The sequence below is a fragment of the Enterococcus sp. AAFC-DPL-5146 genome, from assembly GCF_058216635.1.
On the sequence record NZ_CM177103.1, the window covers coordinates 2,235,326 to 2,261,945 of the forward strand.

A 26,620-nucleotide genomic window follows, 5' to 3' on the forward strand; every position below is an offset into this window, starting at 1 on the left:
ATAATAAAAGAAGACTATAGGAGGATATTTCATGAAAAACATCTTGATTGTTGATGACCATTCACAAATTACGGAAGTCCTAAAAGAATATGCTTTAAAAGAAGGTTTCTTTCCAATTATTGCTTCTGATGGGCAAGAGGCTCTAGACAAGTTCTCTAATCACTCGATTGAGCTTATCTTACTTGACGTCATGCTTCCAAAACTCGATGGATTTGGTGTCTGTGAAAAAATAAGAGAATACTCAAATGTACCAATCATCATGGTTACAGCTAAAGGTGACGACTATCATCGAATCATGGGATTAGATATTGGTGCCGACGATTACATTGTTAAACCCTTCTCTCCGAGTGAAGTCATGGCTAGAATCAGAGCTATTTTAAGACGAATTGAGCGGACTGAAGATAACCAACATAAGATGGAACAATTAACGTACGATAATTTAATTGTCTATTTAGAAGAAAAAAAAATAACTATCTCGCAACAAGAAATTATATTAACCAAAAGAGAATTAGAACTTCTTTGGCTACTTTTGGCCAATCGAGAAAAAGTATTTTCTAGAGATAATTTACTGGATAGTTTATGGGGCATTGATTACTATGGTGATTCTAGAACCGTTGACACTCATATCAAACGATTACGTGCTAAATTAGATGAAGTTAACCATCAAAATTGGGAAATCGCTACGGTCTGGGGACAGGGATATAAGTTTGAGGGAAAAAAATGAAAAATAAATTAACTAGAAAACTCATTCTTTATTTTTCACTTACTTTATTACTTTTTTCGCTAGTGATTGGTGTGGCATTTGGTATATTATTTTCTAAACAAACAATCACTATTCATAGTGAAGAAATGACTCGACGCGGGGTGGTTATTGCTGACACCTTAACTGATTACTTTTCTGAACAAGAAAAAACAACCAGAAAAAATAGTTCTTCTATGCATGACATGATGGAATCTGGCTCCAAAATGAAGATGGGAATGGGTTATTCTTCTTTTCTGAAGTTCATGGATGAATTAGCAATGGATGACATTTGGATTGTTGATGAAAATGCCAATACTATCACGGTTGGTCACGGCATGCACAATAAAGAGTACAATAAATTGCCAACAAATGCTCGTGATGTTATAAAAAAAGTGTATACTGGCAAAACAACTACTAGTGATGCCTTTAGTAATTTCATTGGAGAACCCACTGTTACAGTTGGTGCACCTATTAAAAACAGTAACGGTGATGTGCTAGCCGTTGTATTACTCCATTCAGCAGTATCAACTGTTCATAAAGAAGAAAAGCAAGGCTACATATTGCTTTTCATTAGTATTTTGATAGCTTGGAGTATTGGGCTCTTTATTTCCATTTTACTATCAAAAAAATTCATTGCGCCGATCAATAAAATGAGTCATTTCACTGCAGAACTTGTTGTGGAAAATTATGAAGAATCGTTGGATATTGTTGAAAAGAATGAAATAGGTCAATTAGGAGAAAAATTAACGATTTTAAAAAATAGACTTGCTGAAGCCAAATTTCAAAGAGAAAATCGAGAACAGGCACAAAAAAATTTCTTATCTACAATTTCTCACGAACTTCGGACACCTGTAACTGTGATTCGTGGATCTCTTGAATCTTTAATTGATGGATTGATTAATCAACCCGATAAAATCCAGCAATACCACCAACAACTGTTAACTGAATCAATAGTTTTAGAACGCTTAATCAATGACTTACTAGAACTATCAAGACTAGAAAACCCTGAATTTATAATAACAATGGAACCTGTGGCAATCAATGATATTTTATCTGATAGCTTAAGAAGCCTACGCTTGAAAGCATCGGAAAAAGAACAAAAATTACTATTAGAAAATTCAGTAGAACAACCAATTATTGTAAATGGAGATTACGGTAGAATTAGACAGTTGTTTGTTATATTGATTGAAAACGCACTTAAGTTTTCACCAAAGCAAGAAACAATAACTATCCAGTCCAAAATTGATATGAATAACTTGATAATTAGTATTCATAATCCGGGTTCTTATATTTCTTCAAAAGAGCAAAAAGAAATTTTTCAACGTTTCCATCAAGCACCGTCAAAAGAACAATTAGATGGCACAGGACTCGGACTAGCAATAGCTAAAGAAATAGCCCAACGACATCAGTTTGATTTAACGGTTAGTAGTGACAAACAAACCGGAACTACTTTTTATGTTAAAATTCCCTTTCAATAGAAAGAAGCAACTGGAATCATGCTAAATGCAGATGATTTCAGTTGCTTCTTTCATTTATTCTACTGTTACACTTTTCGCTAAATTACGTGGTTTATCCACATCGTAGCCTCTTTGTAATGTTGCAAAATAAGCAATCAATTGTGTTGGTACAATACTAACTAATGGAGTCAATAGTGGATACACATCTGGTAAAATCAATTGATCCGTTTCTTTAGACAATGAAGCCAACGCAATGACAAAGTTATGTGCCCCACGACTTTCAACTTCTTTTAAGTTTCCGCGAGTATGGGCTGCTGTTTTTTCATCTGTAATCACACCAAAAACAGGTGTCCCCTCTTCAATCAGTGCAATTGTACCATGTTTTAATTCTCCCGCAGCAAAACCTTCCGCTTGAATATAGGAAATTTCTTTTAGCTTCAATGCTGCTTCCATTGATACATAGTAATCTACACCACGTCCAATATAAAATGCATTTCTTGTATCTGATAAATAGTCTTCCACTAACTGACTGATGATCATTTTTTCATCAATGATTGTTTCCATAACAGCTGCAATTACACTTAATTCGTGAGCAATATCAAAATCAATAGATACTTGATTTTCTTTTTTATCTCCTACTGCCTTAGCTAAAATGGCTAAAACAGCTATTTGTGCAGTATAAGCTTTTGTAGAGGCTACAGCAATTTCTGGTCCTGCATGAAGAAGTAACGTATAATCAGCTTCTCTAGATAACGTAGAGCCTGCTCCGTTCGTTACTGTTAATGACGGTAGTCCAAGAGCATTTGTCTGTACCAATACCTGACGACTGTCTGCTGTTTCGCCACTTTGACTTAAGAAAATAAAGAACGGTTTCTCTGATAATAATGGCATATTATAACCAAATTCACTTGAAAGATGAACTTCAACTGGAATATTAGTCATTTTCTCGATAATTGTTTTACCTACCCAACCAGCATGATAACTAGTGCCACAAGCAATAATATAAATACGATCACTTTCAGTCATTTTTTTGATGATTTTCTCATCAATCATAGTTTTTCCAGCTGTATTTGTATATTCCTGAATGATTCGGCGCATAACCGTTGGCTGTTCATCGATTTCTTTTAACATGTAATACGGATATGTTCCTTTTTCAATATCACTTAAATCCAATTGCGCTTCATATGATTCGCGATAAACCAAAGCACCTTTTTCATCTTCAATAACTATTTTATTCGATTTTACTGTCACTAGTTCACCGTCAGCGATTTCTACAAACTGATTCGTTTGGTTCAGCATAGCCATAGCATCACTACAGATAACATTGAAGTCTTCTCCAAGCCCAATCAATAACGGACTTTTATTTTTTGCTACATAAATTGCCTCTGGATTATTTTTATCAATTAAAGCAAACGCATACGAACCTCTGACTACAGTTAAAGTTTTTTTCATGGCTTCTTTTGCTGACAACCCACTTTGTGAAAAATATTGAATTAAGTTCACAACAATCTCCGAATCTGTATCTCCTTGTAATTGTTCATTTTGAAGAAATTCTTGTTTGATTTCTTCAAAATTTTCGATTACACCATTGTGTACCAAAACAAACTGGTCGTTACTTGATGTATGAGGATGTGCATTTCCTTCACTTGGTTTCCCATGAGTTGCCCAACGTGTATGGCCAATTCCCATAGTCCCTTGAACTTCTGGCTTGATTTGTGCTTTTAAATCAGCTATTCTCCCAAGAGACTTTACCAAATACTCTTGCTTTTCATCCCCTGATACAAAAATACCGGCTGAATCATATCCTCTATATTCTAATTTTTCTAAACCTTGCACCAAAATATCCGTTGTATTTTCTTTTCCTATAATCCCTACGATTCCACACATAATAATCATTTCCTACTTTCTCAATTGTCTTAAGTTAATAATCAAGAAAAAAGAAGTTAATGAATATACAATTTAGATTCAGTCATTTCCTGTTAAAAGACCTTTCAATAAAAAAGTATCAATAAGTTCCATTTTCTTGATTTTTCATCATACGTTTCTATTCTGCGTAGCTAGACTTCTGTTGTAATTTTGCAATTACTTTTTCCTTCTAACTTGTAGAGTGCAGTCCCTAGAGCTATCCGCCGAATCTTTCGATAAGCTCTCTCCTCGTCACCTGAATTTCCAGGCCTGGCGCTATTCCATCATTGGTCTAACTATCCTCCTTGAAATAAATTTCAATAGAAACTCCATTAATAATAACTCAAACGAAATATAAATGTCAACACATTCATAGAAATCCAAAATTGGTATAGTCTAAAAAAACTGAAATAAAACTCTACGAGTCATATCCCAGTCTCTTTAAAAAATTATAATACAAACGGATTGTAAAACCTACCTCCATTAACTTTAAATAGTGCAAAGCTAATTACTGTCAATAGAATGGCTAAACTTATAACTACAAAGTCAACTCTATGAAATGGTCTTTGAGCATACCACGTTCTCTTCTTCTTTTCTCCAAAGCGACGTAATTCCATTGCTGTACTGATCGTTTCAATCCGATCTAAACTAGAAAAAATCAATGGAAAAACAATTTGAGCCGTTCCTTTCAATCTTTGTAAAAGTTTGCCTTTTTTAGACATTTCAAATCCCCGTGCTTGTTGAGCAAGAGAGATATTGATAAAATCTTCTTGGATATCTGGAATATAACGTATTGCTAATGCTACAGCATAACTAATTTTATAACTAACACCAATCCGGTTTAAACTTGAAGCAAATTCACTTGGATTAGTGGTTAAAAGAAAAATCAATACTAAAGGAATGGTACAAAAATATTTCAGAACTAAATTGAACTCATAAAATAATTGCTCTTGCGTCAGTGTGAAACGGCCTATTCCTTGCCAAATAACTGTTTTAGAATGATATAATTCCACTCCATATTCTGGAGCAAACAGATAGACAGCAATGATATTCAGTAGTGAAAAAATAAAAATAAATTTTACTACAAATGATATTTGATGCCACTTAATATTCGACAGCTTAAATAAAATCAACGACAATACCGTCATACCAATAAGAAAACGCGTATCGTAAGTTGTCATACAAGCAATTGATAAGAGAATTAAAAAGACCAATTTAGCTGTTCCATTCAACTTATGGATGATTGTATTATCAGGTATATAGCCTAACATTTGATGTTCATTCATTTCAAACGGACCTCCTGATCGTATTTCATAAAATTCTCTGTAAACAAAAATGGATCTTTCATCCCTAAATGCTGAGCAAAGGTAAATAAACTTGTTTCTTTCAACGAAGCTTGTTCCACTAACTGAGAATCAGTCAAGACTTTCACCGGCGTTGTATCGGCGATGATTTTACCATCAAACAAAACCAATGCTCGATCTGTGTATTCTAACATAAGATGCATATCATGAGTAATCATGACAATTGTTATTCCCATACCGTTCAGTGTTTTCAAAAAACTCATCATTTCAGTATAATGTTTAAAATCTTGCCCAGCTGTTGGTTCATCTAAGATGATCATTTCTGGTTCCAAAACTAAGATAGAGGCAATCGTCACCCTTTTCTTTTGTCCAAAGCTAAGAGCTGAAATCGGCCAATGTCTAAATGAATATAAACCACAAATTTTCAAGACCTTTTCAACACGGTTTTTAATTTCCTCTTCTTGAATCCCCTTCAAAACCAATCCCAAAGCAACTTCATCAAAAATCATTTTCTTAGAAATCATTTGATTTGGATTTTGCATAACAAAACCAATTTTGTCAGCACGCTCTTTGATAGAAAACTGTGAAAAATCCTGTCCCTCCCAAAGCATTTTTCCTGATTGAGGAGTAACAAACCCGCAAATTGCTTTACTTAGTGTAGATTTTCCAGCACCATTTTTTCCAACAATACTAAGAATTTCTCCACGGTTAAACGTTACTGAAACATCTTTCAAAACACAACGATCATTTTTCTTATATTGGTAGGTCACCTTCTTTAGTTCCAATAAAGGCGATAACAATTTGATTTCTGAGAGTAGTGACTGTTTTTTCATAAACTTTTCCATTTGTTCTTTTAGGTTTGGTGCTTGAACTTTTTCAATATCAGACAAATAATCAACTGTTTCCAAGTCTACACCGGCGTACTTCATGGCTGTTATGTATAACGGCTCCCGAATACCTTGCTCTGTTAAAATACTTGTTTTTAACAATTCGTCTGTTGGTAAATCTGCGACTATCCGACCATCATTAAAAACAATCACACGATCAACCTTACGATATAAAACATCTTCTAAACGATGTTCAATAATCAAAACGGTTGTTTTTGTGTTTTGGTGAATTTCATCAATCAAAGCAATCGCTTCTTTCCCTGCTTGAGGATCAAGATTAGCTAAGGGTTCATCAAATAATAAGATTGGCGCTTCATCAATCAAGACACCTGCCATCGACACACGTTGTTTTTGCCCACCAGATAAATCTTGAGGACGATGCTTTAAAAAATCTTTCAGTCCAACAACTTCAGTCCACCGAGCAACTTCGTTCTTCATTTCTTTTTGCGGAACTTCATCATTTTCCAACGCAAATGCAACATCTTCGCCTACAGTCAATCCGATAAATTGACCATCTGTATCTTGCAATACTGTTCCCACATCAAAAGATAAATCAAATAAACTTGTTTCAGTTAGATCTTTATCTCCAATTTTTACCTTACCTGTTATTTCTCCTTCATAACTATAAGGAATCAGCCCATTGATACATTGTGCAAAAGTTGATTTACCACTGCCACTTGGACCAACAACCAAAATTTTTTCACCTTCATAAATTGTTAAATCAATATTATGTAATGTTGGTTCAGCTTGGCTATGGTATTGAAAAGTAAAGTTATCGAAAGAGATTAATGGTTTTTTCATCGACGCCGCTCCTTTATTCTATGTAAAAAGGACAAGAAAAGGTCATTAAACTTAAAAACTCAAGCTTGCTTTTTCTCGCCCTTGCTGTTATTTTAAAAAATCGTATTTGTTCTATTACTATTTTACTACATAATTAATCTTTTGTTAAACTGCCTTTTTTTGTACGAGTTGCTGCATAGGCTGCCATCAATAATGTCCCAATAATTCCTACAGCAATGACATTTAAGACTACAGCAATCACGCCTTGTGTATATACTTTGCTAGCAGGTTCGCTATAAATCAAAACATCTAATGTTGGCGCAATCAATCCCCAAACTACAGCATTTCCAATTACTTGATAAATATTAAAACGAATAATGTCTTTTTTATTGAACTCACCATGCTGAAGATCAATTTTTCTGCCAGCAAAACCATAAACTACTCCTATGATACCAGAACAAAGGATCCAGCTCCACCAGGCACTGCCATAAGTTGTAAAATCTTTTAAGGTATGACCAATTAATCCAATCAATCCACCTGCAACAGGCCCAAAAACAACAGAAATTAACGCTAAAAATGGATAAGCGGTTTCTAAGTTTGTATTAGGAAATCCTGTTGGAATAACGACAAACCGACCTAAAATAACAAATACTGCTGATCCGATACCAATTGCTACGATTGTTTTTACAGAAAAATCTTTTTTCATGTTTTCCCACTCCTATTCAAAAATAATCTTTGGTGCTTTTCTTAATTGAATCGTCCAATCTGTCCCTGTTCCAATATGATACAGTTTAGAAAAAGAATCCTGATTAACTGCTACACCAATATTTACTAAGGAATTAACATAAACTAATGGTTCCCCAATATTAACATCTGCAAAAGATTTAGCAAAGGTCATGATATTCTGATAAACTTTTTTCCCTTGGTGATAGATTGTAACCTGTAATTGATCACCGTGAGCAATCTTCGCCGTCTTCATAAAAGCCAATGGAATATTAGTCCATAAAGAACCAAAACGGATATCCAACACATCAATACTACCTTCTAAAATCTGTTCGTCTTGTTTTGCTTCAAGTAATGGTAAACTTTCGATAGAATCCATCGAAACGATGCTACCAAGTGCTTCAAAAGTGATTTCACCACTAGCCAAACGCGCTCCATTATAAGCATAAATATCTCTACCATGAAACGTATGACTCTCTTCTGAATGAGGTAAGCGGCTAGTTACTTCATCAATCAAACGTATTTCTTCAATTCCTTGATAGTGGAAAATATGTGTCAAAGAGCCGTTATCTGGTGTAATGATATAATGTCCAGACTTTGTTTTTGCTACAATACTTCTTCTTGCACTCCCCACACCTGGATCAACAACTGAAACGAAGACCGTTTCTTTAGGCCAATATTTTACTGTTTGATATAGGCGATAAGATGCCGCCCAGATATCATAAGGAGGAATCTCATGGGTTAAATCACCTATGGTAACCTCATCACTAACCATATGCGCGACACCATACATGGCACTTACCGCTCCATCACCAAGACCAAAATCTGTTTGTAAAACTAAATACTTTCCCACCTCATTACCCCTCTCTAAATAAATGTATCGTCTAAAAAAAAATAGGTTAAAATAACTATTTTCTCCTATCATTTCTCAAACATATTACCTTTTTATTAATCATCTGTCAATTCAATTGTCGAACAATAAATAGATAAAAATAAAGATCGTTCGTCATTGTCAGAAATAGAAAAATAACCTGCTACATAATTATGTATACAGGTTATCTTAGAAACTATAAATAATGTACTAACCTACACCAATCTCAACCTTTACTACATCAGCAATTTTATCGACATAGTAATCAACTTTCTCTTGCGTTGGAGCTTCAGCCATTACTCGTAATAATGGTTCTGTACCTGAAGGACGAACCAAAATACGTCCGTCACCATTCATTTCAGCTTCCATTGTTTCAACAATTTCTTTGATTGCAGGAACTTCCATGGCACCATGTTTGTTAGTTACTCTAATATTCACTAATTTTTGTGGATAAACTGTCAGCTCAGAAGCTAGCTCAGATAATTTTTTACCTGTTTGCTTCATTACGTTTAATAATTGAATACCAGAAAGCATTCCATCACCGGTTGTATTATAATCCAAGAAAATCATATGGCCAGATTGTTCCCCACCAAAATTATAATCATTCTTACGCATTTCTTCTACAACATATCGGTCACCTACTTGAGTAATCACATCTTTCATACCTGCTGCTTCAACAGCTTTACGGAAACCAAGATTGCTCATAACTGTGGTTACGACCGTATCTTTTTTTAGACGGTTCTTTTCAGCTAAATATTTTGCACAGATGAACATAATCTTATCGCCATCGACAATGTTTCCTAACTCATCAACAGCAATAATTCGATCACCATCTCCATCAAAAGCAAGACCCGCATCAGCACCTTTTTCGACAACCATCTCCGCTAATTTTTCAGGATGTGTCGAGCCAACACCATCATTGATATTTAAACCGTTGGGAGTAGTTCCCATTGTATAAAAATCTGTTTCTAAATCTGCGAATAAACGGTTGACAGAAGTTGCAGTTGCTCCATTTGCTGCATCAATACAGACCGATAGTCCAGATAAATCTCCAGGGATTGTTTGAACAAGGAATTGTGAATACTTCAATAGACCTTCTGGAAACTCATCAAGTGACCCTAAACCTTCTGCTGAAGGGCGTGGTAAATTGTCCTCTTCTGCATCTAGCAATGCTTCAATTTCAAGTTCTTGGTCATCAACTAGTTTAAATCCATCTGCTCCAAAAAACTTAATCCCATTATCTTCAGCAGGATTGTGTGAAGCTGAGATCATTACACCTGCAGACGCCTTTTGTAATCTTGTTAAATAAGCCACTCCTGGTGTTGAAATAACTCCTAATTGAAATACTTCGATACCCACTGATAGCAGACCTGAAATTAAGGCTTGTTCTAACAATTGGCCTGACATACGAGTATCACGACCAACTAATACTCTTGGGCGTCTTGTTGAATCTTCATGCTGACTTAATACATATCCGCCAAAGCGACCTAATTTAAATGCTAATTCTGGTGTTAACTCTTTATTTGCAATTCCTCTAACACCATCTGTTCCAAAATATTTACCCATTATAACTCTCCTTCTATTTGCTAAGATAGTATCGTTCAACCTAAAGAGAAATACTCATCCATATGAAACCTACCTTAGTCACTTAACTTAATTCGCAGGAACTGAACTACTCCCATTTTCTGTTTCTTTTTCAGCAGTACTTTCTGAACTAGATGAACTTGATGAGTTTGATGTACTGGAGGAACTAGCTGGTTTTTCACTAGAAGGATTTGGTGTCAACGTTTGTCTTGAAAAAGATGTTGTTGTACTTTGTCCAATAGTTTCAGAAAAACCTGTATTTATTCCTTCAAAAACAGGATTGATTGTCACTTCTACTTCCTCAGGTGAAACAATATACTCCGCATTTGTCGGTATTTTTATTGTTCGCTTCGTTGATGTTTTTATGTTACTCACATCAATCGGCAACTCAATTGTATCAATTGCATCTAATACTGATTTAGATCCTTTAATTTCCACTTTTTGCTGAGAAAGACTAAATGTATAATGCGCAACACTAGCTGCTGGAGAACCAGTTGGGCTAATTGTTAGTCCAACTTCTTTTAAAGGCAACGATAAATTTGCCACCACTTTTACTTGCGGTGCTGGATTTTCAATGCTCAATACTTGTCCTTTATTATCAAGTGCTTGAATATTGACCGTTTGTTTGATTGTATCCACTGATTGTTTCACATTAGATAATGGTGCAATCACACGATCAATGGCTTTCGCAGTCTCTTCTCCTGTAGTGATTTCGACTTTTTTAGGACTAACGTCTATTTTCTCTACTTTGTATCCTTCTGCTTCAACAGAATCTGGTAGTTGTGGCTCTACATTAAATGATTTAGTTATTTTTTTCTCTTTTGTTACAGTTATCGTTTTAGGTTCGATCTCAGCGGTTACAGCTGTGCTCAATCCTTTTACTGCCAACTTAATTTCTGAAGTTCCAAGGGCTGTTTTAGTCAAATCTGCGACTACTTGAAAATTCCTCGTGTCTTCATTAGATTCTAAATTTAATTGAATTCGGTTGGCACTGCTTAAATGGACATTAACTGTCCCTTCAAAACCAGAAACAAAATACTTATCATGGTCATAATCTACTTGAACTGGAACATTATCAAGCATTTCATCATATACTTGATTTGTGTTGACCACATTAATAGTACTCCCTTGTGCATTAGCATTGAAAAATAATAATAAAGAAAAAAGCAATGCTAACAATCCTGAAAACCAATTACTTTGAGTGGGCTTTTTCATTTCTTTTTCGCCCCTTTCGACACACCTTCAATAAAGTGTTGTAAAAGATTCTTTTTATCTTTGCTATCTTCTTTTGGAACTAATTCTGCTCTGAGAATTTTTAGATATTCTTCTTGAGTCAATCGTGGAATCAAATCATTGTTTAGCGTCAAGCTAACATCTCCTGTTTCTTCTGAAACAATAATGGTCACTGCATCACTAACTTCACTGATTCCAACAGCCGCTCTATGACGTGTACCGAATTCCTTGGGTATCAAGTTACTTTCTGATAAAGGAAGGTAAGCACTCGCTACTGCAATTTTCCCTTGTTTTACAATGACTGCTCCGTCATGTAAAGGGGTATTAGGTATAAAAATATTAATCAATAATTCTCCTGAAATATCAGCATCTAAATCAATACCTGTTTCAATATACTCATCTAATCCGGTATTTCTTTCCACAGTAATGAGTGCACCGATTTTTCGCTTAGACATGTACTGAATGGCTTTATCAAAAGCCAGAATCATTTTCTCATCTTCCTGCTGCTCGGACTTAGTCGTTCGGAAAAAGGAGCTTCGTCCCAAATGTTCCAAACCACGCCGGACTTCCGGTTGAAAAATAACGACTGCAGCAATCACACCGTACATGATTACCTGATTCATCAGCCAAGATAATGTATGTAAACCAATAATTTCACTTAATATCCGAATCACAATAAAGACTGCGACCCCTTTTAATAACTGGACCGCTTTTGTTCCTCTTACAAGCATAATCAGCTTGTAAACAAGGTACCATACGACTAAAATATCTATAATATTGATTATATAATCACGGGACAAAAAATCTGAGGAGATCAATTGCCGCCAATAATTTAAATCAAATAATTGACTTAGTTGAAAAGACATCATAAACCTCACTTCTCTCTGAAGATTTCTTAATTAGTATACCATAATCTTTTACTTGGTTACAGGATGAGAGTGAAAGATAGAAAAAATTAAAGAAAACAGAATGAGACTGAAACAAAAGTACTTGTTTCCAACGTCCTTCAACACTTAGAGTTTTAGCTCGTATAAATTGATGTGATTGAAACGAAGCCTAGTTTGATTTTTCTTACTATTTATCCAGCCAGATTTAAAGTGCGAAACAAAACTAACACTCAGTTTTGTTTCACACTCATTTTAAATAAAAATTTCTTTAATTCTCTGATTTTTCTCGTTTAGCAGCTCGTTCTGCCCGTCTTGCTGCTCTTCTGGCTTCAGCTTCCGGATCCACAACACGTTCTTTTTTGACACGAGGTGCTTTTTCAACGATTGCTTCATCTCTTGTTTTTTCTAATTTCGCTCGAATTTTTTCTTCTTGACCGGCCATACGTGCGTAATTGTAGAAACGATTTTTCGCATCATCTACAGTCTTCTCAAAAAGCTTTCCCGCAAAATCAGGCTGTGTAGACTCTAAGGATGAGAAGCGAACTTGTTTACGCATAAACTGTTGCATCTCATCAAAATTTGGTTTTTTATAGTCTAATGTCATTGGATTTTTTCCTGATTCTCTCAATTCAGGATTATAACGATATAGTGACCAATACCCAGAATTAACGGCTTCTTTTGCCTCCTCTAACGTTTTGCTCATACCGCCAGCCAAACCATGAGTAATACAAGGTGTGTAGGCAATAATAATTGATGGTCCAGGGAAACGTTCTGCTTCTTCAAAGGCTTTGATTGTCTGCATCTGATTCGCACCTGAAGCAATTTGGGCAACATAGACATTACCATAGGTCATTGCCATCATGCCCAAATCTTTTTTAGACACATATTTCCCACTAGCAGAAAACTTAGCAATTGCTGACGCTGGTGTAGCTTTTGACGTTTGTCCACCAGTATTAGAATAAACTTCATTATCTAATACCAACATATTAACATCTGCTCCACTAGCAAGAACATGATCAATCCCACCATAGCCAATATCATATGCCCAGCCGTCTCCACCAATCATCCACTGACTATTTTTCACAAACAAATCATTGTCTGCATAAACTGCTTCTAGTAACGACTGCCCAGCTTTTTCATCAATTAAAGCTGCTTTCAATTTTGCAGCACGCTGTTGCGTTCCTTCTCCTGTATGCATATGATTGATCCAGTCTTTCATCAATAACTTCAGTTCAGAAGAAGCAACAGTCATTGCTTCACTCATTTTCATCGCTAAATGTTCACGTCGAGTCTGGTTAGCTAACAACATGCCGTAACCAAATTCAGCATTGTCTTCTAGTAAGGAATTAGACCATGCAGGTCCTTGCCCCTCATCATTTATCGTGTAAGGAGCAACAGGAGCTGCTCCGCCCCAGATAGAAGAACAACCTGTAGCATTAGCAATCATCATTCGATCTCCAAACATTTGTGTCAACAATTTTACATAAGGGGTTTCTCCACAACCAGAACAAGCCCCTGAAAACTCTAATAACGGTTTATTAAACTGCGTACCTAAAACAGTATTTGGTTTCGCTGGATTTTCTTTTTGTTTTAATGTCATTGAAAAAGCCCAGTTCATTGCTTGTTCTTTTTGCTCTTCATAGGGTTTCATTACTAAAGCTTTTCCTTTAGCTGGACATGCATCCACACAAAGTCCACAACCCGTACAATCCTCTACAGAAACCTGAATTCGGTATTTTAATCCATCCGCACCGCGCATTTCTCTTACAATATAGCCTTCTGGTGCTTCTTCCATTTCTTCGTCATCCGCTAAAAATGGGCGAATTGCTGCATGAGGGCATACAAAAGCACACTCATTACACATGGTACAACGGTCACTGTCCCATTCGGGAACTTCAACAGCAATCCCTCTTTTTTCAACTGCTGTCGTACCAAGGGGCATCCGTCCATCTGTCATATCATTTCTTATGAATGCACCAACCGGAAGTTCATTACCTTCTTGGCGATTGATTGGTTCAACAATTTCATGGACATAATCCGTAACATTAGCTTTACGAACTTTTGGTTTTACTTCAATCGTTTTCCAAGCGTTTGGCACTTCAACTTTATGCAATAATTCAACTGTACGTTCGATTGCTTCAACGTTTTTTTCTACAACAGACATTGATTTTCTAGCATAGCTTTTGAATGCTTCTTCTTTTAAAATTGGTAACACTTCATCAAACGGCATGATATCAGCTAATTTGAAAAAGGCGGTCTCCATAGCCGTATTGATTCGACCTCCTAAACCAACTTCACTAGCTAATTTCACTGCATTAATTGTGTAAAACTGGATATTATTTTCAGCTAAATAACGTTTCAGTTTATTCGGTAAAAAGCGGTCTAATTGCTCATCATTCCAAACGGTATTTAGTAAAAATGTACCGCCTTTTTTCAACCCTTTGACTAAGTCATAGGTATTCAGATACGCTGCCGTATGGCAAGCAACAAAATCTGCATGTTCAATCAAATAAGTGGAACGAATTGGTGTATCACCAAAACGCAAATGAGAAACAGTTAAGCCACCAGATTTCTTTGAGTCATAATAAAAGAATCCTTGTGCATATTTATCTGTATGATCTCCAATAATTTTAATCGCCGACTTGTTCGCTCCAACCGTACCATCTGAACCGAAGCCCCAGAATTTCGCCTGATAAGTTGTTGGATTCGTCAGGTCCAAGGCTTCTCCTGAATCAAGAGAAGTATAAGTAACATCATCTACAATACCGATAGTAAAGCGGGATTTAGCCGTTTTTCTCTCTTTCAATAGCTCATCGTAAATCGCAACAATTTGATTTGGCAAGACATCTTTTGAGCCTAATCCATAACGTCCGCCAATAATCATTGGACGTAAATCAGATTCATACATCGCACTTTGAACATCAAGTAACAACGGTTCTCCCCCTGCTCCTGGCTCTTTCGTACGATCCATAACCGCAATTGATTTCACTGTATTCGGCATTTTTTCTAAGAAGTTTTCAATAGGAAATGGACGATACAAATGTATATTCAAGAAACCAACTTTTCGCCCTTGCTTTGTTAAATAGTCAATGGTCTGTTCAATTGCTTGAGCCGCAGATCCCATTGAAACAATTACTTCTTCTGCATCTTCTGCACCATAGTAAGTAACTAAATCATAGTTTGTTCCTCTTAACCCATTGATCTCACCCATATATTTCTTCACAATTGCTGGAATTTTATCGTAATAGCTATTAATCGTTTCACGTTGTTGAAAATGAATATCCGGATTTTGATTCGTACCACTAACAGACGGATGATTTGGATTCATGCTTCTACTACGGAATTCGTCTAATTTTTCTTGATCTAGTAAAGGAGCTAATTCATCGTATTCCAACACTTCGATTTTTTGAATTTCATGACTTGTACGAAAACCATCAAAAAAATTCATAAAGGGAACACTCGACTCAATTGAAGCAAGATGCGCTACAGCTGATAAATCCATCACTTCTTGCACACTGCTTTCGCATAACATAGCAAATCCTGTCTGACGAGCAGCCATAACATCTCCGTGATCCCCGAAAATATTCAAGGCATTTGTCGTCAGTGCACGACTAGCTACATGAAACACAGAAGGAAGCAATTCTCCCGCAATTTTATACATATTTGGAATCATCAGTAAGAGTCCTTGTGAAGCAGTATATGTAGTCGTTAACGCACCCGTTTTCAGAGACCCATGAACAACACCGGCAGCTCCTGCTTCTGATTGCATTTCAACGATTTTAACTGGTTGCCCAAAAATATTTTGTTTCCCTTCAGCTGACCACTGATCAACTAGTTCAGCCATTGTCGAGCTTGGTGTAATTGGATAAATAGCGGCTAATTCTGTGAACGCATATGAGATGTATGCTGCTGCCGTATTTCCATCCATCGTCTTCATTTTTCTCATTATAATAGTCCTCATCCTTCTATCTAAAAGTAGAATAGTTGCACGCATATTCTTTTTCATTATAACGGAATCAGCAGAAATTTGAAACAAGTTGTGACAATTTTTCACAAACTTATAGATTTTACAACATTTTTTCTTTTAAATGGAGATTTTTTCAATAAAACACAAGGTTACGACTTAAAGAAATAAAGAACAAAGTAAACGCCATCTTCTGATTCATTTTCTGTCATTTCTTTTCTTTTTATAACGGATTCCCTTTTCTGACAACCTTCTAATCAATTGATAAAACAAATTATCTGTTGGAGATATCCATTTTTGTTTACACTCATTTCGTTTGTGGGTATCAAAATATCTAGGTGGATTGCCATCTAATTTATCATGCGTGCGATATTGATCAAACCTTGGTCGCTCTCCGTAATTAAAACTTTCACCATTTACAATCGTACTCTCCCAATGCTCATTTGTTTGAACTTCCTTCGTCCACTGACTTAACAGATTCCCTTGTTCATCGATAATAAATTCACTATGATAATCACCAGAAAGAATTTTTCGATAAAATCCTTGCTTCCTGATTTTTTTCCATAGTCCTTTGTTGGTAAGTGTCTTCTTCCCGTTCTTTAAGTCTGTATCTAGTACGGAAACGCCTAGATGAGCACGATTATGATACTGAGGATCTGCATAAAACCAATCATTTTTAAAAATCATTTTTATTGCTTCTTCGTCATTTCTCAATCCGAGTTTTTGCTTGTAGGTCTCCACATATTCAATATTATGTTTATCAAGTTGATTTCTAAATTGATGGATTTTAGTTTCATCTGCATATTTCTTCTTAATTGCTGTCTTTGATAATTTTTTATCTTTTTTAGCAATGATTAAACCCTCAGGATATGCCTGTTGCACAGTTTTTGAATACAAATTTAAAAAAATATCCCCTGGAGGCATTTGAGAATAAAATTTATACCTCGCCTCTGACGAAAGATGTAAGTCTCCTTTATAATCAAGATAACCACCTAAATGACAGATAACAAGCATCACTTTATCTTTATCAGAAAGCTGGCTTCTTACAAACATTTCTGTGTAGATATCGGAACCGATGAAAAAAACATTATAATGATGCTTATTATTCTGTTTTTTGATATAGGTGTTCTTATGGTTATTAATTTCATTTATGTAAGCAAAAAGCGCTCCTTGATCCCAACCGTCTTTTTGGAGGCTTTGTACTTGCTCTATAATAGTTATTTTATATTCAATAAATTCAGCAGTTGACATTTCTCTTGGTCTTTCTATTTTTTCAAGAATCGTTGTACAACTCTTTGATTCAGGCATCTGTCTTCTCCTTAGTATTCATTTAAACTCTACTATACATGCTTTTCTATTAAATTCACACTTATTCGTATGTGTCTAAACAAAAAAATAGACAAACCCTTTTTCAGGTTCGTCTACACTCACTAATTAATATAATTCTAGATACTGTTCTCTTTCCCATTCAGAAACTGTTTGACGAAAAGCAGCCCATTCCATTCGTTTCGCCTCAACAAAATTGGCGTAAATATGACTACCTAATGCATTGATCATCACTTCATCTTTGCGTAATTCTTTGATAGCATTATGAAGAGTGGAAGGTAAATCATGAATTTGTGCTTCTTTTCGTTCTTCTTCGTTCATCACATAGATATTGCGATCAACAGCTTCTGGCGGCACGATTTCATTTTTAATCCCGTTTAATCCTGCTTGTAAAAGTACAGCCATTGAAAGATAAGGATTTGCAGATGGATCAACTGAACGTAACTCTAAACGAGTAGACAAACCTCGTGATTCCGGCACACGTACAAGCGGCGAACGGTTACGGCCACTCCATGCAACATAAACAGGTGCTTCATAACCTGGTACTAGACGTTTATATGAATTAACTGTAGGATTACATACCGCTGTATATGCACGAGCGTGTTTCAATAATCCACCAAGAAAATGATAAGCTGTTTGACTTAATTGCATCGGGCCATTTTCATCGAAAAAGACATTCTCGTCCCCTTTAAATAATGACATGTTGCAATGCATACCCGAACCACTAATACCATATAATGGTTTTGGCATAAATGTTGCGTGCAAACCATGTTTACGGGCAATCGTTTTTACTACCAATTTAAACGTTTGGATATTATCACATGCTTCAATAACATCTGCATATTTAAAATCGATTTCATGTTGTCCTGGCGCTACTTCATGATGAGAAGCTTCCACTTCAAACCCTAGGCTTTCCAACTCAAGAACAATATCTCTACGACAATTTTCACCTAAATCAGTTGGTGCAAAGTCAAAGTAACCTCCGCGATCATTTAGGTCTGTAGTGATTTTCCCATCTTCATCTAGTTTGAATAAGAAAAATTCTGGCTCTGGTCCTAAATTAAATGAAGTAAATCCTAGTTCTTTCATATCTGTAAGTGCACGTTTTAAGTTTCCGCGAGGATCTCCAGCAAATGGTGTGCCATCTGGATTATAAATATCGCAAATCAAACGAGCAACCTTCCCATGAGTACTCTCCCAAGGAAAAACCATCCATGTAGAGATATCTGGATATAAATACATATCGCTTTCTTCAATTCTCACAAAACCTTCAATAGAAGACCCATCAAACATCATTTTATTGCTTAACACTTTGTCTAATTGGCTTACTGGAACTTCCACATTTTTGATCGTTCCCATAATATCTGTAAACATTAATCGTAAAAATCGAACATTTTCTTCATCGGCAATTCGTTTGATATCTTCTACTGTGTTTTGTTTTTTCGTCATTTTCTTCCTTCACGTCCTTCATTTTTTGTGTAAAATTCAACTATTACAATTTCGGTCCTCTGGATTGGAATGGATTTTGTTGAGTAAGTCCACCTTGAGAAATAAGTTCGTCATATAAAATCTTACGTACATCTTCATCTGTCAGCGGTTTATTTAATTCTTGAGCATGCATTTGTTCTTCCAGCTTCATTTCATAAACGCGTTTGATCCCTGCCATGTTTAGACCATCGGACAAATAATCTTTAATTTCCAACAATACATCAATGTCATTCAGTGAATACATACGTCGATTACCTTCACTTCTTTCTGGATGAATCAAGTCTTGCTCTTCATAATAACGGATTTGACGTGCTGATAAGTCTGTCAGTTTCATAACTGTACCAATTGGAAAAACTGACATGGACCGTCTCAGTTCCTTCTCTCTCATATCCACCCCCCTCTCTTTGATAAATATAGAATATCAATACTTTTTTCTATTGTCAATCATTTATGTTAGGTTTTCTAACATAAAAATTTTTTTGAAGAATTTTTTATAAAAAACAACGGTAATAAACGTTTTTGACACTATCTTATGTCATTTATTTTTTTTACTTACTTTTTCTGTAGTGAAATAGACCTTTTCTAAAAAAAAGGATGAAGTAAAAGTAAAAAGCACTTTTTCCTCACCCTATATTATTCTAGTTTGAATGATTATTCTGATGAACCCTTCCATTTTGAACCGTTTTTAGCAAAGCCTTTAACATGATAAGCATTTTTATCTTCATCAAAGTTTTCAGATAAAAGTAATGTATGACGTGTTAATTCGCTCAGTTGCTGTCCTTGATCAGATGATATCTCTAGCTCATAAGGAACCAATAATTCCATCATTTTCTCTCTAACAGCTTTTGTCAGCTGTTCTTTCCCTAGCGTACTTTTTGCGGAAACCAATACATTTGGAAACAAGGTTGGCACAAATTCATCTTCATCAATTTGATCGCTTTTATTATAAACTGTAAGTACCGGAATCTTCTCTAAATCCAGATCATTCAACAGTTCAACAACTGTTTGCTCATGCTGCAAACGATCTTCAGCACTTGCGTCCACAACGTGTAATAATAAATCCATATTTCGGCTTTCTTCTAAAGTAGACTGGAAAGCTTCAATCAATTGCGTCGGCAGATCTTGAATAAAACCAACAGTGTCAGTAATTGTGACAATCATACCTTGGGGTAGCTGCCATTTTTTTGTCAAAGGATCTAGCGTTGCAAATAATTGATCTTCTGAGTATGTCCCAGCTGTTGTCAATAAATTCAAAATTGTTGATTTTCCAGCATTCGTATAACCAATCAACCCAATTTGAAAAATATCAGATGCTCGACGTTTCTGTCTACTTCGTTCTCGGTGCGCAGTTACTTCTTTTAGCTCACGTTTGATTGCGGTAATTTTATCACGAATATGGCGACGATCCGATTCAAGCTTAGTTTCCCCAGGTCCTCTTGTACCGATCCCACCGCCTAAACGGGATAATTGTTTCCCTTGACCAATCAAGCGAGGTAATAAATAATTCAATTGTGCCAACTCAACTTGTAGTTTACCTTCTTTTGAACGTGCTCGCATCGCAAAGATATCTAAAATTAACTGCACTCGATCAATGACTTTAACACCCACAGCTTCAACAATCAACTGATTCTGTCTCGGCGTAAGTTCATGATTAAAAATAACGATATCTGCTTCATAAGCATCAACTAATTGAATCAGCTCTTCTACCTTCCCCTTGCCAATCACAGTCTGTCGATCTACACGAGGACGCTTTTGTGTTAATGAAAATACTACATCTCCTTGGGCTGTTTTAGTTAAATTTTTCAATTCTTTCATGGAGCCTTCAAATCGAGGGTAGTTATCTTCTGTTTCTACACCGACTAAAATGACCTTTTCTGCTATTTTATTCATTTTTTATCCTTCCGAAGACTGCAGCCAAGCCTCTATTTCTTTTTCTAAATCTAAAATAGTTTCAGGAGATTGTACTAAATCCCACCAGCTGGCATTCATGCGATTTCTAAACCATGTCAATTGTCTCTTCGCATATCTTCTTGAATTTTGCTTTACTTGTTCGGTTGCTTCTTCTAACGTTTCTTTTCCTTCAAAATAAGGGAAAAATTCTTTATAACCGATCCCTTGAAGCGATTGTTTGGCCTGACTTTTATAAAGTATGTCTGCTTCATTTAAAAGCCCCTCTTTAATCATTAATTCCACACGAGTATTAATTCTCTCATACAACAATCCACGATCTGTTTCTAAGCCCAGCAAAAAGTAATCATAGAGTTTCTTAGGTTTTTCTTTAGGCGTTAAAATACTGTAACCCGTTTTATCAAAAACTTCAAGTGCTCTAATCACTTTCTTTTGATTATTAAAGTGGATACTTTCAGCTGCTTGAGGATCTTTTACTTGAAGTAAGTTCCATAGCTGCTGATTACCATGTTCTTCAGCAAATTTGTGATATTTATCTCTAATTTCTGTTGATTCATCCTGAGAACCTAGTTCAAAATCGTAAAGAAGTGCTTGAACATAGAGACCGGTCCCGCCTACAACGATTGGCAATTTTCCTTTTGCAGTAATAGCAGCAATCGCCTGACGACCTTCTTTTTGAAAATCTGCTACTGAATATGACTCCGATAGTTCTCGACAATCAATTAAATGATGCACCACTCCATCACGTTCTTCTGTTGTTACTTTGGCTGTACCAATATCCAAACCTTTATATACCTGCATCGAATCACCACTAATAATTTCTCCATTTAGTTTTTTAGCTAATTCAATACTTAACGCTGTTTTTCCAACCGCTGTTGGTCCGACGATTACTAATACTTTTTTCAATCTATTCATCCTTTATTTTGTATTGACTCACGTATCTGTAATGCTTTGGCCGGAAAATCTGTATGAATCCCCGCTAATTGACGATTGAAGCAAAGAATCATTTGTTCTTCATCATTTACAGTCCAAGGTCGAATGTTTTTTGGAAAATCTCCTAAATCACCTGTATGCTCTAAAACCCAATTAATGTTAGGATGAATCCCTTCAATAAATTCTGATTGAAGGGCTCGTTGTTCATCTTTCTCAGACATTTCAAATATCGAAGCAATCTTCTGATTTTTTTCAATTTGCCAGATTTTTTCCAAACTTGGGAAATAAAAACTTGAGTACATATAGTCAAAAGGCCAAGGTTTTGACTGCATGAGTTGAATAATCAATTCTTCGATTCCTACATAATGTATCTTATCTGTTTTGATTTCAATATTCAATAGACCACGAAAGTTTGCTTTCTTTAGCAGTAATAAAACTTCTTCTAAAGTAGGTATTTCTTGAAACATTGGATTTGTTTTAAACCAACTGCCAGCATCTAATTTTTTCAACTCGTTTAACGTTAGATTGACAACTTCTCCATAACCATTTGTTGTACGATCAACAGTTTCATCGTGAATCACAATCAATTGATTATCCTTTGATAAGTGTACATCTAACTCGATTCCATCGGCACCAATAAGGATAGCTTCTTTGAAAGCTGCTAATGTGTTTTCTGGATGGGTTCCTTTACTACCACGGTGAGCGATTATTTTTGTCATGGTTGTCCCTCCGATCGAAATCATTGTATCATTCATAGGAATGAGTATCAAACAATTGAAAGTATTAGCATTTAAAGTCTCTATAACTCTATATATAAGAAGAAAACCCTAGAAAAAATTCACTCTAGGGTTAATAAACATTGATTTAATTCTTTAGATTCTCTTACTTTAGCAAAAAAATTTATCAATAATTCAAATTTATTCTCATTAGTACAGATTTTCAAACTATCACAGAACTAGCTACAATACTGGTTGTAAGACCATTATTAGAATACATATATACATGTACTTTATATGTTCCTATATTATGATTATGATTTTTGATATCTACAGTTGTTTTATACGTTCCATCAGATTGTTTTACTGCATCATACCATTTGATATCTGATTGATTACCTTTACTCCATACTGGAACTGATACTCGTGTTATTCCCGATTGGCTTAGCCCTTTTACAGTAACATCGAATGTTCCTTTGCTGGCATTATATTTTCCTACTTCCGCACTCAGTGTGGGAGTAGAAACGGTAAATTGGTTACTCGTTACAAATTTATTTGTACCATTTGACAGTTGGATATACGTATGCACATTATATTTACCTGCGTCTTTGTGGTTTTTTATGTCTATGTCTGCACTATATGTTCCGTCATTATTCTTTTTGGCTAAATACCATCGAAGATCATCTTGGCCATTTTTATCCGACCACGTTACAAAATAAACTGGTCTATTTTCATAGGTACCCATTGAGATGTCTGCACTTGCAGTGTATGTTGTCTCTTGCCCATTTGAATCTTTAATCACTGTTGTTCCACCCACTTCTGGCAATGTAGCATTTACCGAATTAGATGCAATACTCGTTGTAAGACCGTTATTAGAATACATATATACATGTACTTTGTATGTTCCTATGTTATGGTTATGATTTTTGATATCTACAGTTGTTTTATACGTTCCATCAGATTGTTTTACTGCATCATACCATTTGATATCTGATTGATTACCTTTACTCCATACTGGAACTGATACTCGCGTTATTCCTGATTGGCTTAGCCCTTTTACAGTAACATCGAATGTTCCTTTGTTGGCATTATATTTTCCTACTTCCGCACTCAACGTGGGAGTAGAAATGGTAAATTGATTACTCGTTACAAATTTATTTGTACCATTTGGAAGTTGGATATACGTATGCACATTATATTTACCTGCATCCTTGTGGTTTTTTATGTCTATGTCTGCACTATACGTTCCGTCATTATTCTTTTTGGCTAAATACCATCGAAGATCATCTTGGCCATTTTTATCCGACCACGTTACAAAATAAACTGGTCTATTTTCATAGGTACCCATTGAGATGTCTGCACTTGCAGTGTATGTTGTCTCTTGCCCATTTGAATCTTTAATCACTGTTGTTCCACCCACTTCTGGCAATGTAGCATTTACCGAATTAGATGCAATACTCGTTGTAAGACCGTTATTAGAATACATATATACATGTACTTTGTATGTTCCTATGTTATGGTTATGATTTTTGATATCTACAGTTGTTTTATACGTTCCATCAGATTGTTTTACTGCATCATACCATTTGATATCTGATTGATTACCTTTACTCCATACTGGAACTGATACTCGCGTTATTCCTGATTGGCTTAGCCCTTTTACAGTAACATCGAATGTTCCTTTGTTGGCATTATATTTTCCTACTTCCGCACTCAACGTGGGAGTAGAAATGGTAAATTGATTACTCGTTACAAATTTATTTGTACCATTTGGAAGTTGGATATACGTATGCACATTATATTTACCTGCATCCTTGTGGTTTTTTATGTCTATGTCTGCACTATACGTTCCGTCATTATTCTTTTTGGCTAAATACCATCGAAGATCATCTTGGCCATTTTTATCCGACCACGTTACAAAATAAACTGGTCTATTTTCATAGGTACCCATTGAGATGTCTGCAGTCGCAGTGTATGTTGTCTCTTGCCCATTTGAATCTTTAATCACTGTCACTCCATTCACTTCCGGTAATGTAACATTCACCGAATTGGATGCAATACTCGTTGTAAGACCGTTATTAGAGTACATATACGCATGTACTTTGTATGATCCTGTGTTATGACCGTGATTTTTGATATCCGCGGTTGTTTTATACGTTCCATCAGATTGTTTTACTGCATCATACCATTTGATATCTGACTGATTATCTTTACTCCATACTGGAACTGATACTCGCGTTATTCCTGATTGGCTTAGCCCTTTTACAGTAACATCGAATGTTCCTTTGTTGGCATTATATTTTCCTACTTCCGCACTCAACGTGGGAGTAGAAACGGTAAATTGATTACTCGTTACAAATTTATTTGTACCATTTGGAAGTTGGATATACGTATGCACATTATATTTACCTGCATCTTTATGGTTTTTTATGTCTATGTTTGCACTATAGGTTCCATCATTATTCCTTTTACCTTGATACCATTGAAGATCATCTTGACCATTTTTATCCGACCACGTCACAAAATAAACAGCTTTAGGATTACGACCACTCAATTCTAAACTTGCTGTTGCGTTATAAAGAGTCTCCGAACCTGTTGTATCTATAATTGACGTAGTACCTGTAACAGGAATAGTTTCATCCCACTGTATATCTTCAGTAAATAACCCTGTATAGTCTGTATTTATATCAAATGGATGGGCAATTCCTGGAAAATAGAAATTTGATGACCATTGCCATGAAGAAAAATCACTATTCCAATTTTGAGAAGCCGTAGGTGAATATGGATATTGTGCTACCCAAATATTATTTTTGCCGAACAGTCCAGTATTAAAAATACCTCCTTCAACATCTAACCAACTTCTTGATAAATAGTAGGCAACTTTACCATATCCCAAATTATTCAATTTATTTTTGAATGCTACTGTGTTGTTATTTAGGGAATTAATACGCATAATAGGTTCTTCAATATCAGATACCATAACCGTCTCTTTAGAAAGACCTAAAGCATTTGCATTGCTTGCAAAATATGCCGCTTCTGCTTGAGCTCCCGATACTGAAGTGTAATGACCATAATGATAAACTGAAACTTTTAAACCTGCACTTTGAGCATTTTTTATTTGTGAGTCTGCGAAAGGATTTAGGTAGGTTGTTCCTTCTGTCAGTTTTACAATCACACCTTTTACCCCATAGTTTTTCATCATTTGATATTGAGCTACAGTAATCGTACTGTTATGTGAGGAAATATCAATAAAACTAACTGTTGGACGATTAGCTTCACCTGCTGTCACTCTATCTATTTCAGTTCTGGTTTCTCTTTTTCTTCTCCCCTTTGGAGCTAAATCTGAACGGTCTGAGGGAGAGGGTTCATAATAATCTAGCTTTTCATCTACTGAAGAACTAGTCTCTTCAGTAACAGTACTAGATGTTTCCTTTTGTACCTCATCAGAACTAACTGTAGTCGAACTTTCCATCAAGGTATTATCTGTATTTTCATATGTACTAGATGTATTTTGTATAGATGCTTCCCTGTCAGAAGTCTCTTCTGCTAATGCTTGCATAGGAGTATATGCATATGTCGATAAACATAAAAAAACAGCTCCAATTGAAAAAAATTTCTTCATAAAATCAATCTCCAAACCTTTTTATAGTAAATTTAGATGGATAATCTAATAATTAATTCTACAATATTGAAACTGATAAATCAATTACATAAAAAAAATATTAAAATATACAAATAGATTATAATTATTCCATCTAACGTTGTTCATGCTTCAATCAAATAAATATCTAGAAAATTAAACCAAGTTTTTATTCATAAAAAACCTTACAAGATTCACCAATGGATTTTTTAAAATCCTCAGATGAATTTTATAAGGTTTATTTTAACTCATAATTCAGCTGCAACTCGTTG

18 protein-coding genes are annotated in these 26,620 nt (G+C 35.4%); 2 read left to right on the forward strand and 16 right to left on the reverse strand.

What is annotated here, in order from left to right:
- Positions 1-31: 31 nt before the first annotated feature.
- Together AC4BB2_RS10205 and AC4BB2_RS10210 are read left to right on the forward strand one after the other, a co-directional pair.
- On the forward strand, positions 32-724 hold the full coding sequence (locus AC4BB2_RS10205) for a response regulator transcription factor (protein WP_490472830.1): 693 nt from the start codon (positions 32-34) through the stop codon (positions 722-724).
- Entirely contained in the window at positions 721-2,220 is a 1,500-nt protein-coding gene (locus tag AC4BB2_RS10210) for an ATP-binding protein (protein ID WP_490472831.1), read from the forward strand. Before AC4BB2_RS10205 ends, AC4BB2_RS10210 begins: the two co-directional genes overlap by 4 nt.
- Positions 2,221-2,274: 54 nt before the next feature.
- Here AC4BB2_RS10210 and glmS read toward each other — a convergent pair whose 3' ends face one another.
- The 16 genes from glmS to AC4BB2_RS10290 all read right to left on the reverse strand — a co-directional run bounded on the left by glmS (position 2,275) and on the right by AC4BB2_RS10290 (position 26,330).
- Entirely contained in the window at positions 2,275-4,086 is a 1,812-nt protein-coding gene (glmS, locus tag AC4BB2_RS10215) for a glutamine--fructose-6-phosphate transaminase (isomerizing) (RefSeq protein WP_490474690.1), read from the reverse strand.
- A gap of 467 nt (positions 4,087-4,553) precedes the next feature.
- Entirely contained in the window at positions 4,554-5,390 is an 837-nt protein-coding gene (locus tag AC4BB2_RS10220) for an energy-coupling factor transporter transmembrane component T family protein (RefSeq protein ID WP_490472832.1), read from the reverse strand.
- Entirely contained in the window at positions 5,387-7,096 is a 1,710-nt protein-coding gene (locus AC4BB2_RS10225; protein ID WP_490472833.1) for an ABC transporter ATP-binding protein, read from the reverse strand. Before AC4BB2_RS10225 ends, AC4BB2_RS10220 begins: the two co-directional genes overlap by 4 nt.
- 133 nt (positions 7,097-7,229) lie before the next feature.
- Positions 7,230-7,781, reverse strand: a complete 552-nt coding sequence (locus AC4BB2_RS10230) for an ECF-type riboflavin transporter substrate-binding protein (RefSeq protein WP_490472834.1) — start codon at positions 7,779-7,781, stop codon at positions 7,230-7,232.
- Positions 7,782-7,793: 12 nt separating this feature from the next.
- Positions 7,794-8,651, reverse strand: coding sequence for an SAM hydrolase/SAM-dependent halogenase family protein (locus AC4BB2_RS10235; protein WP_490472835.1), 858 nt, complete (start codon positions 8,649-8,651; stop codon positions 7,794-7,796).
- A gap of 228 nt (positions 8,652-8,879) precedes the next feature.
- Positions 8,880-10,235: a phosphoglucosamine mutase gene (gene glmM, locus AC4BB2_RS10240; protein ID WP_490472836.1), complete on the reverse strand. Its 1,356-nt coding sequence runs from the start codon at positions 10,233-10,235 to the stop codon at positions 8,880-8,882.
- An 87-nt stretch (positions 10,236-10,322) separates the two neighbouring features.
- The gene (locus tag AC4BB2_RS10245; protein WP_490472837.1) at positions 10,323-11,468 is read right to left on the reverse strand and encodes a CdaR family protein; all 1,146 of its coding nucleotides are present in this window, start codon (positions 11,466-11,468) and stop codon (positions 10,323-10,325) included.
- Positions 11,465-12,352, reverse strand: a complete 888-nt coding sequence (cdaA, locus tag AC4BB2_RS10250) for a diadenylate cyclase CdaA (protein WP_490472838.1) — start codon at positions 12,350-12,352, stop codon at positions 11,465-11,467. Before cdaA ends, AC4BB2_RS10245 begins: the two co-directional genes overlap by 4 nt.
- A 289-nt stretch (positions 12,353-12,641) precedes the next feature.
- Positions 12,642-16,319, reverse strand: a complete 3,678-nt coding sequence (gene nifJ / locus AC4BB2_RS10255; protein ID WP_490472839.1) for a pyruvate:ferredoxin (flavodoxin) oxidoreductase — start codon at positions 16,317-16,319, stop codon at positions 12,642-12,644.
- A 216-nt stretch (positions 16,320-16,535) separates the two neighbouring features.
- Positions 16,536-17,645: a DUF3114 domain-containing protein gene (locus tag AC4BB2_RS10260; protein ID WP_490472840.1), complete on the reverse strand. Its 1,110-nt coding sequence runs from the start codon at positions 17,643-17,645 to the stop codon at positions 16,536-16,538.
- A 126-nt stretch (positions 17,646-17,771) separates the two neighbouring features.
- Positions 17,772-19,112, reverse strand: coding sequence for a type I glutamate--ammonia ligase (glnA, locus tag AC4BB2_RS10265; RefSeq protein WP_490472841.1), 1,341 nt, complete (start codon positions 19,110-19,112; stop codon positions 17,772-17,774).
- A 43-nt stretch (positions 19,113-19,155) separates the two neighbouring features.
- Positions 19,156-19,539 carry a MerR family transcriptional regulator gene (locus tag AC4BB2_RS10270; protein ID WP_490472842.1) on the reverse strand — a complete coding sequence of 128 codons (384 nt, stop codon included), beginning with the start codon at positions 19,537-19,539 and terminating at the stop codon, positions 19,156-19,158.
- 263 nt (positions 19,540-19,802) lie between these two features.
- Positions 19,803-21,041: a GTPase HflX gene (gene hflX, locus AC4BB2_RS10275; protein ID WP_490472843.1), complete on the reverse strand. Its 1,239-nt coding sequence runs from the start codon at positions 21,039-21,041 to the stop codon at positions 19,803-19,805.
- A 3-nt stretch (positions 21,042-21,044) separates the two neighbouring features.
- Positions 21,045-21,965: a tRNA (adenosine(37)-N6)-dimethylallyltransferase MiaA gene (gene miaA / locus AC4BB2_RS10280; RefSeq protein WP_490472844.1), complete on the reverse strand. Its 921-nt coding sequence runs from the start codon at positions 21,963-21,965 to the stop codon at positions 21,045-21,047.
- A 5-nt stretch (positions 21,966-21,970) separates the two neighbouring features.
- Entirely contained in the window at positions 21,971-22,711 is a 741-nt protein-coding gene (locus tag AC4BB2_RS10285) for a glycerophosphodiester phosphodiesterase (RefSeq protein ID WP_490472845.1), read from the reverse strand.
- A 220-nt stretch (positions 22,712-22,931) separates the two neighbouring features.
- Positions 22,932-26,330 (reverse strand): GBS Bsp-like repeat-containing protein, encoded by a 3,399-nt coding sequence (locus AC4BB2_RS10290; RefSeq protein ID WP_490472846.1) that lies wholly within the window; start codon positions 26,328-26,330, stop codon positions 22,932-22,934.
- Positions 26,331-26,620: the final 290 nt, after the last annotated feature.

Excerpts from the sequence above, each read along its gene's own strand:
- AC4BB2_RS10205 (WP_490472830.1), top strand. The coding sequence starts at position 32 with ATGAAAAACATCTTGATTGTTGATGACCATTCACAAATTACGGAAGTC.
- AC4BB2_RS10210 (WP_490472831.1), top strand. The coding sequence starts at position 721 with ATGAAAAATAAATTAACTAGAAAACTCATTCTTTATTTTTCACTTACT.
- glmS (WP_490474690.1), bottom strand. The coding sequence starts at position 4,086 with ATGTGTGGAATCGTAGGGATTATAGGAAAAGAAAATACAACGGATATT.
- AC4BB2_RS10220 (WP_490472832.1), bottom strand. The coding sequence starts at position 5,390 with ATGAATGAACATCAAATGTTAGGCTATATACCTGATAATACAATCATC.
- AC4BB2_RS10225 (WP_490472833.1), bottom strand. The coding sequence starts at position 7,096 with ATGAAAAAACCATTAATCTCTTTCGATAACTTTACTTTTCAATACCAT.
- AC4BB2_RS10230 (WP_490472834.1), bottom strand. The coding sequence starts at position 7,781 with ATGAAAAAAGATTTTTCTGTAAAAACAATCGTAGCAATTGGTATCGGA.
- glmM (WP_490472836.1), bottom strand. The coding sequence starts at position 10,235 with ATGGGTAAATATTTTGGAACAGATGGTGTTAGAGGAATTGCAAATAAA.
- AC4BB2_RS10245 (WP_490472837.1), bottom strand. The coding sequence starts at position 11,468 with ATGAAAAAGCCCACTCAAAGTAATTGGTTTTCAGGATTGTTAGCATTG.
- cdaA (WP_490472838.1), bottom strand. The coding sequence starts at position 12,352 with ATGTCTTTTCAACTAAGTCAATTATTTGATTTAAATTATTGGCGGCAA.
- nifJ (WP_490472839.1), bottom strand. The coding sequence starts at position 16,319 with ATGAGAAAAATGAAGACGATGGATGGAAATACGGCAGCAGCATACATC.
- AC4BB2_RS10260 (WP_490472840.1), bottom strand. The coding sequence starts at position 17,645 with ATGCCTGAATCAAAGAGTTGTACAACGATTCTTGAAAAAATAGAAAGA.
- glnA (WP_490472841.1), bottom strand. The coding sequence starts at position 19,112 with ATGACGAAAAAACAAAACACAGTAGAAGATATCAAACGAATTGCCGAT.
- AC4BB2_RS10270 (WP_490472842.1), bottom strand. The coding sequence starts at position 19,539 with ATGAGAGAGAAGGAACTGAGACGGTCCATGTCAGTTTTTCCAATTGGT.
- hflX (WP_490472843.1), bottom strand. The coding sequence starts at position 21,041 with ATGAATAAAATAGCAGAAAAGGTCATTTTAGTCGGTGTAGAAACAGAA.
- AC4BB2_RS10285 (WP_490472845.1), bottom strand. The coding sequence starts at position 22,711 with ATGACAAAAATAATCGCTCACCGTGGTAGTAAAGGAACCCATCCAGAA.
- AC4BB2_RS10290 (WP_490472846.1), bottom strand. The coding sequence starts at position 26,330 with ATGAAGAAATTTTTTTCAATTGGAGCTGTTTTTTTATGTTTATCGACA.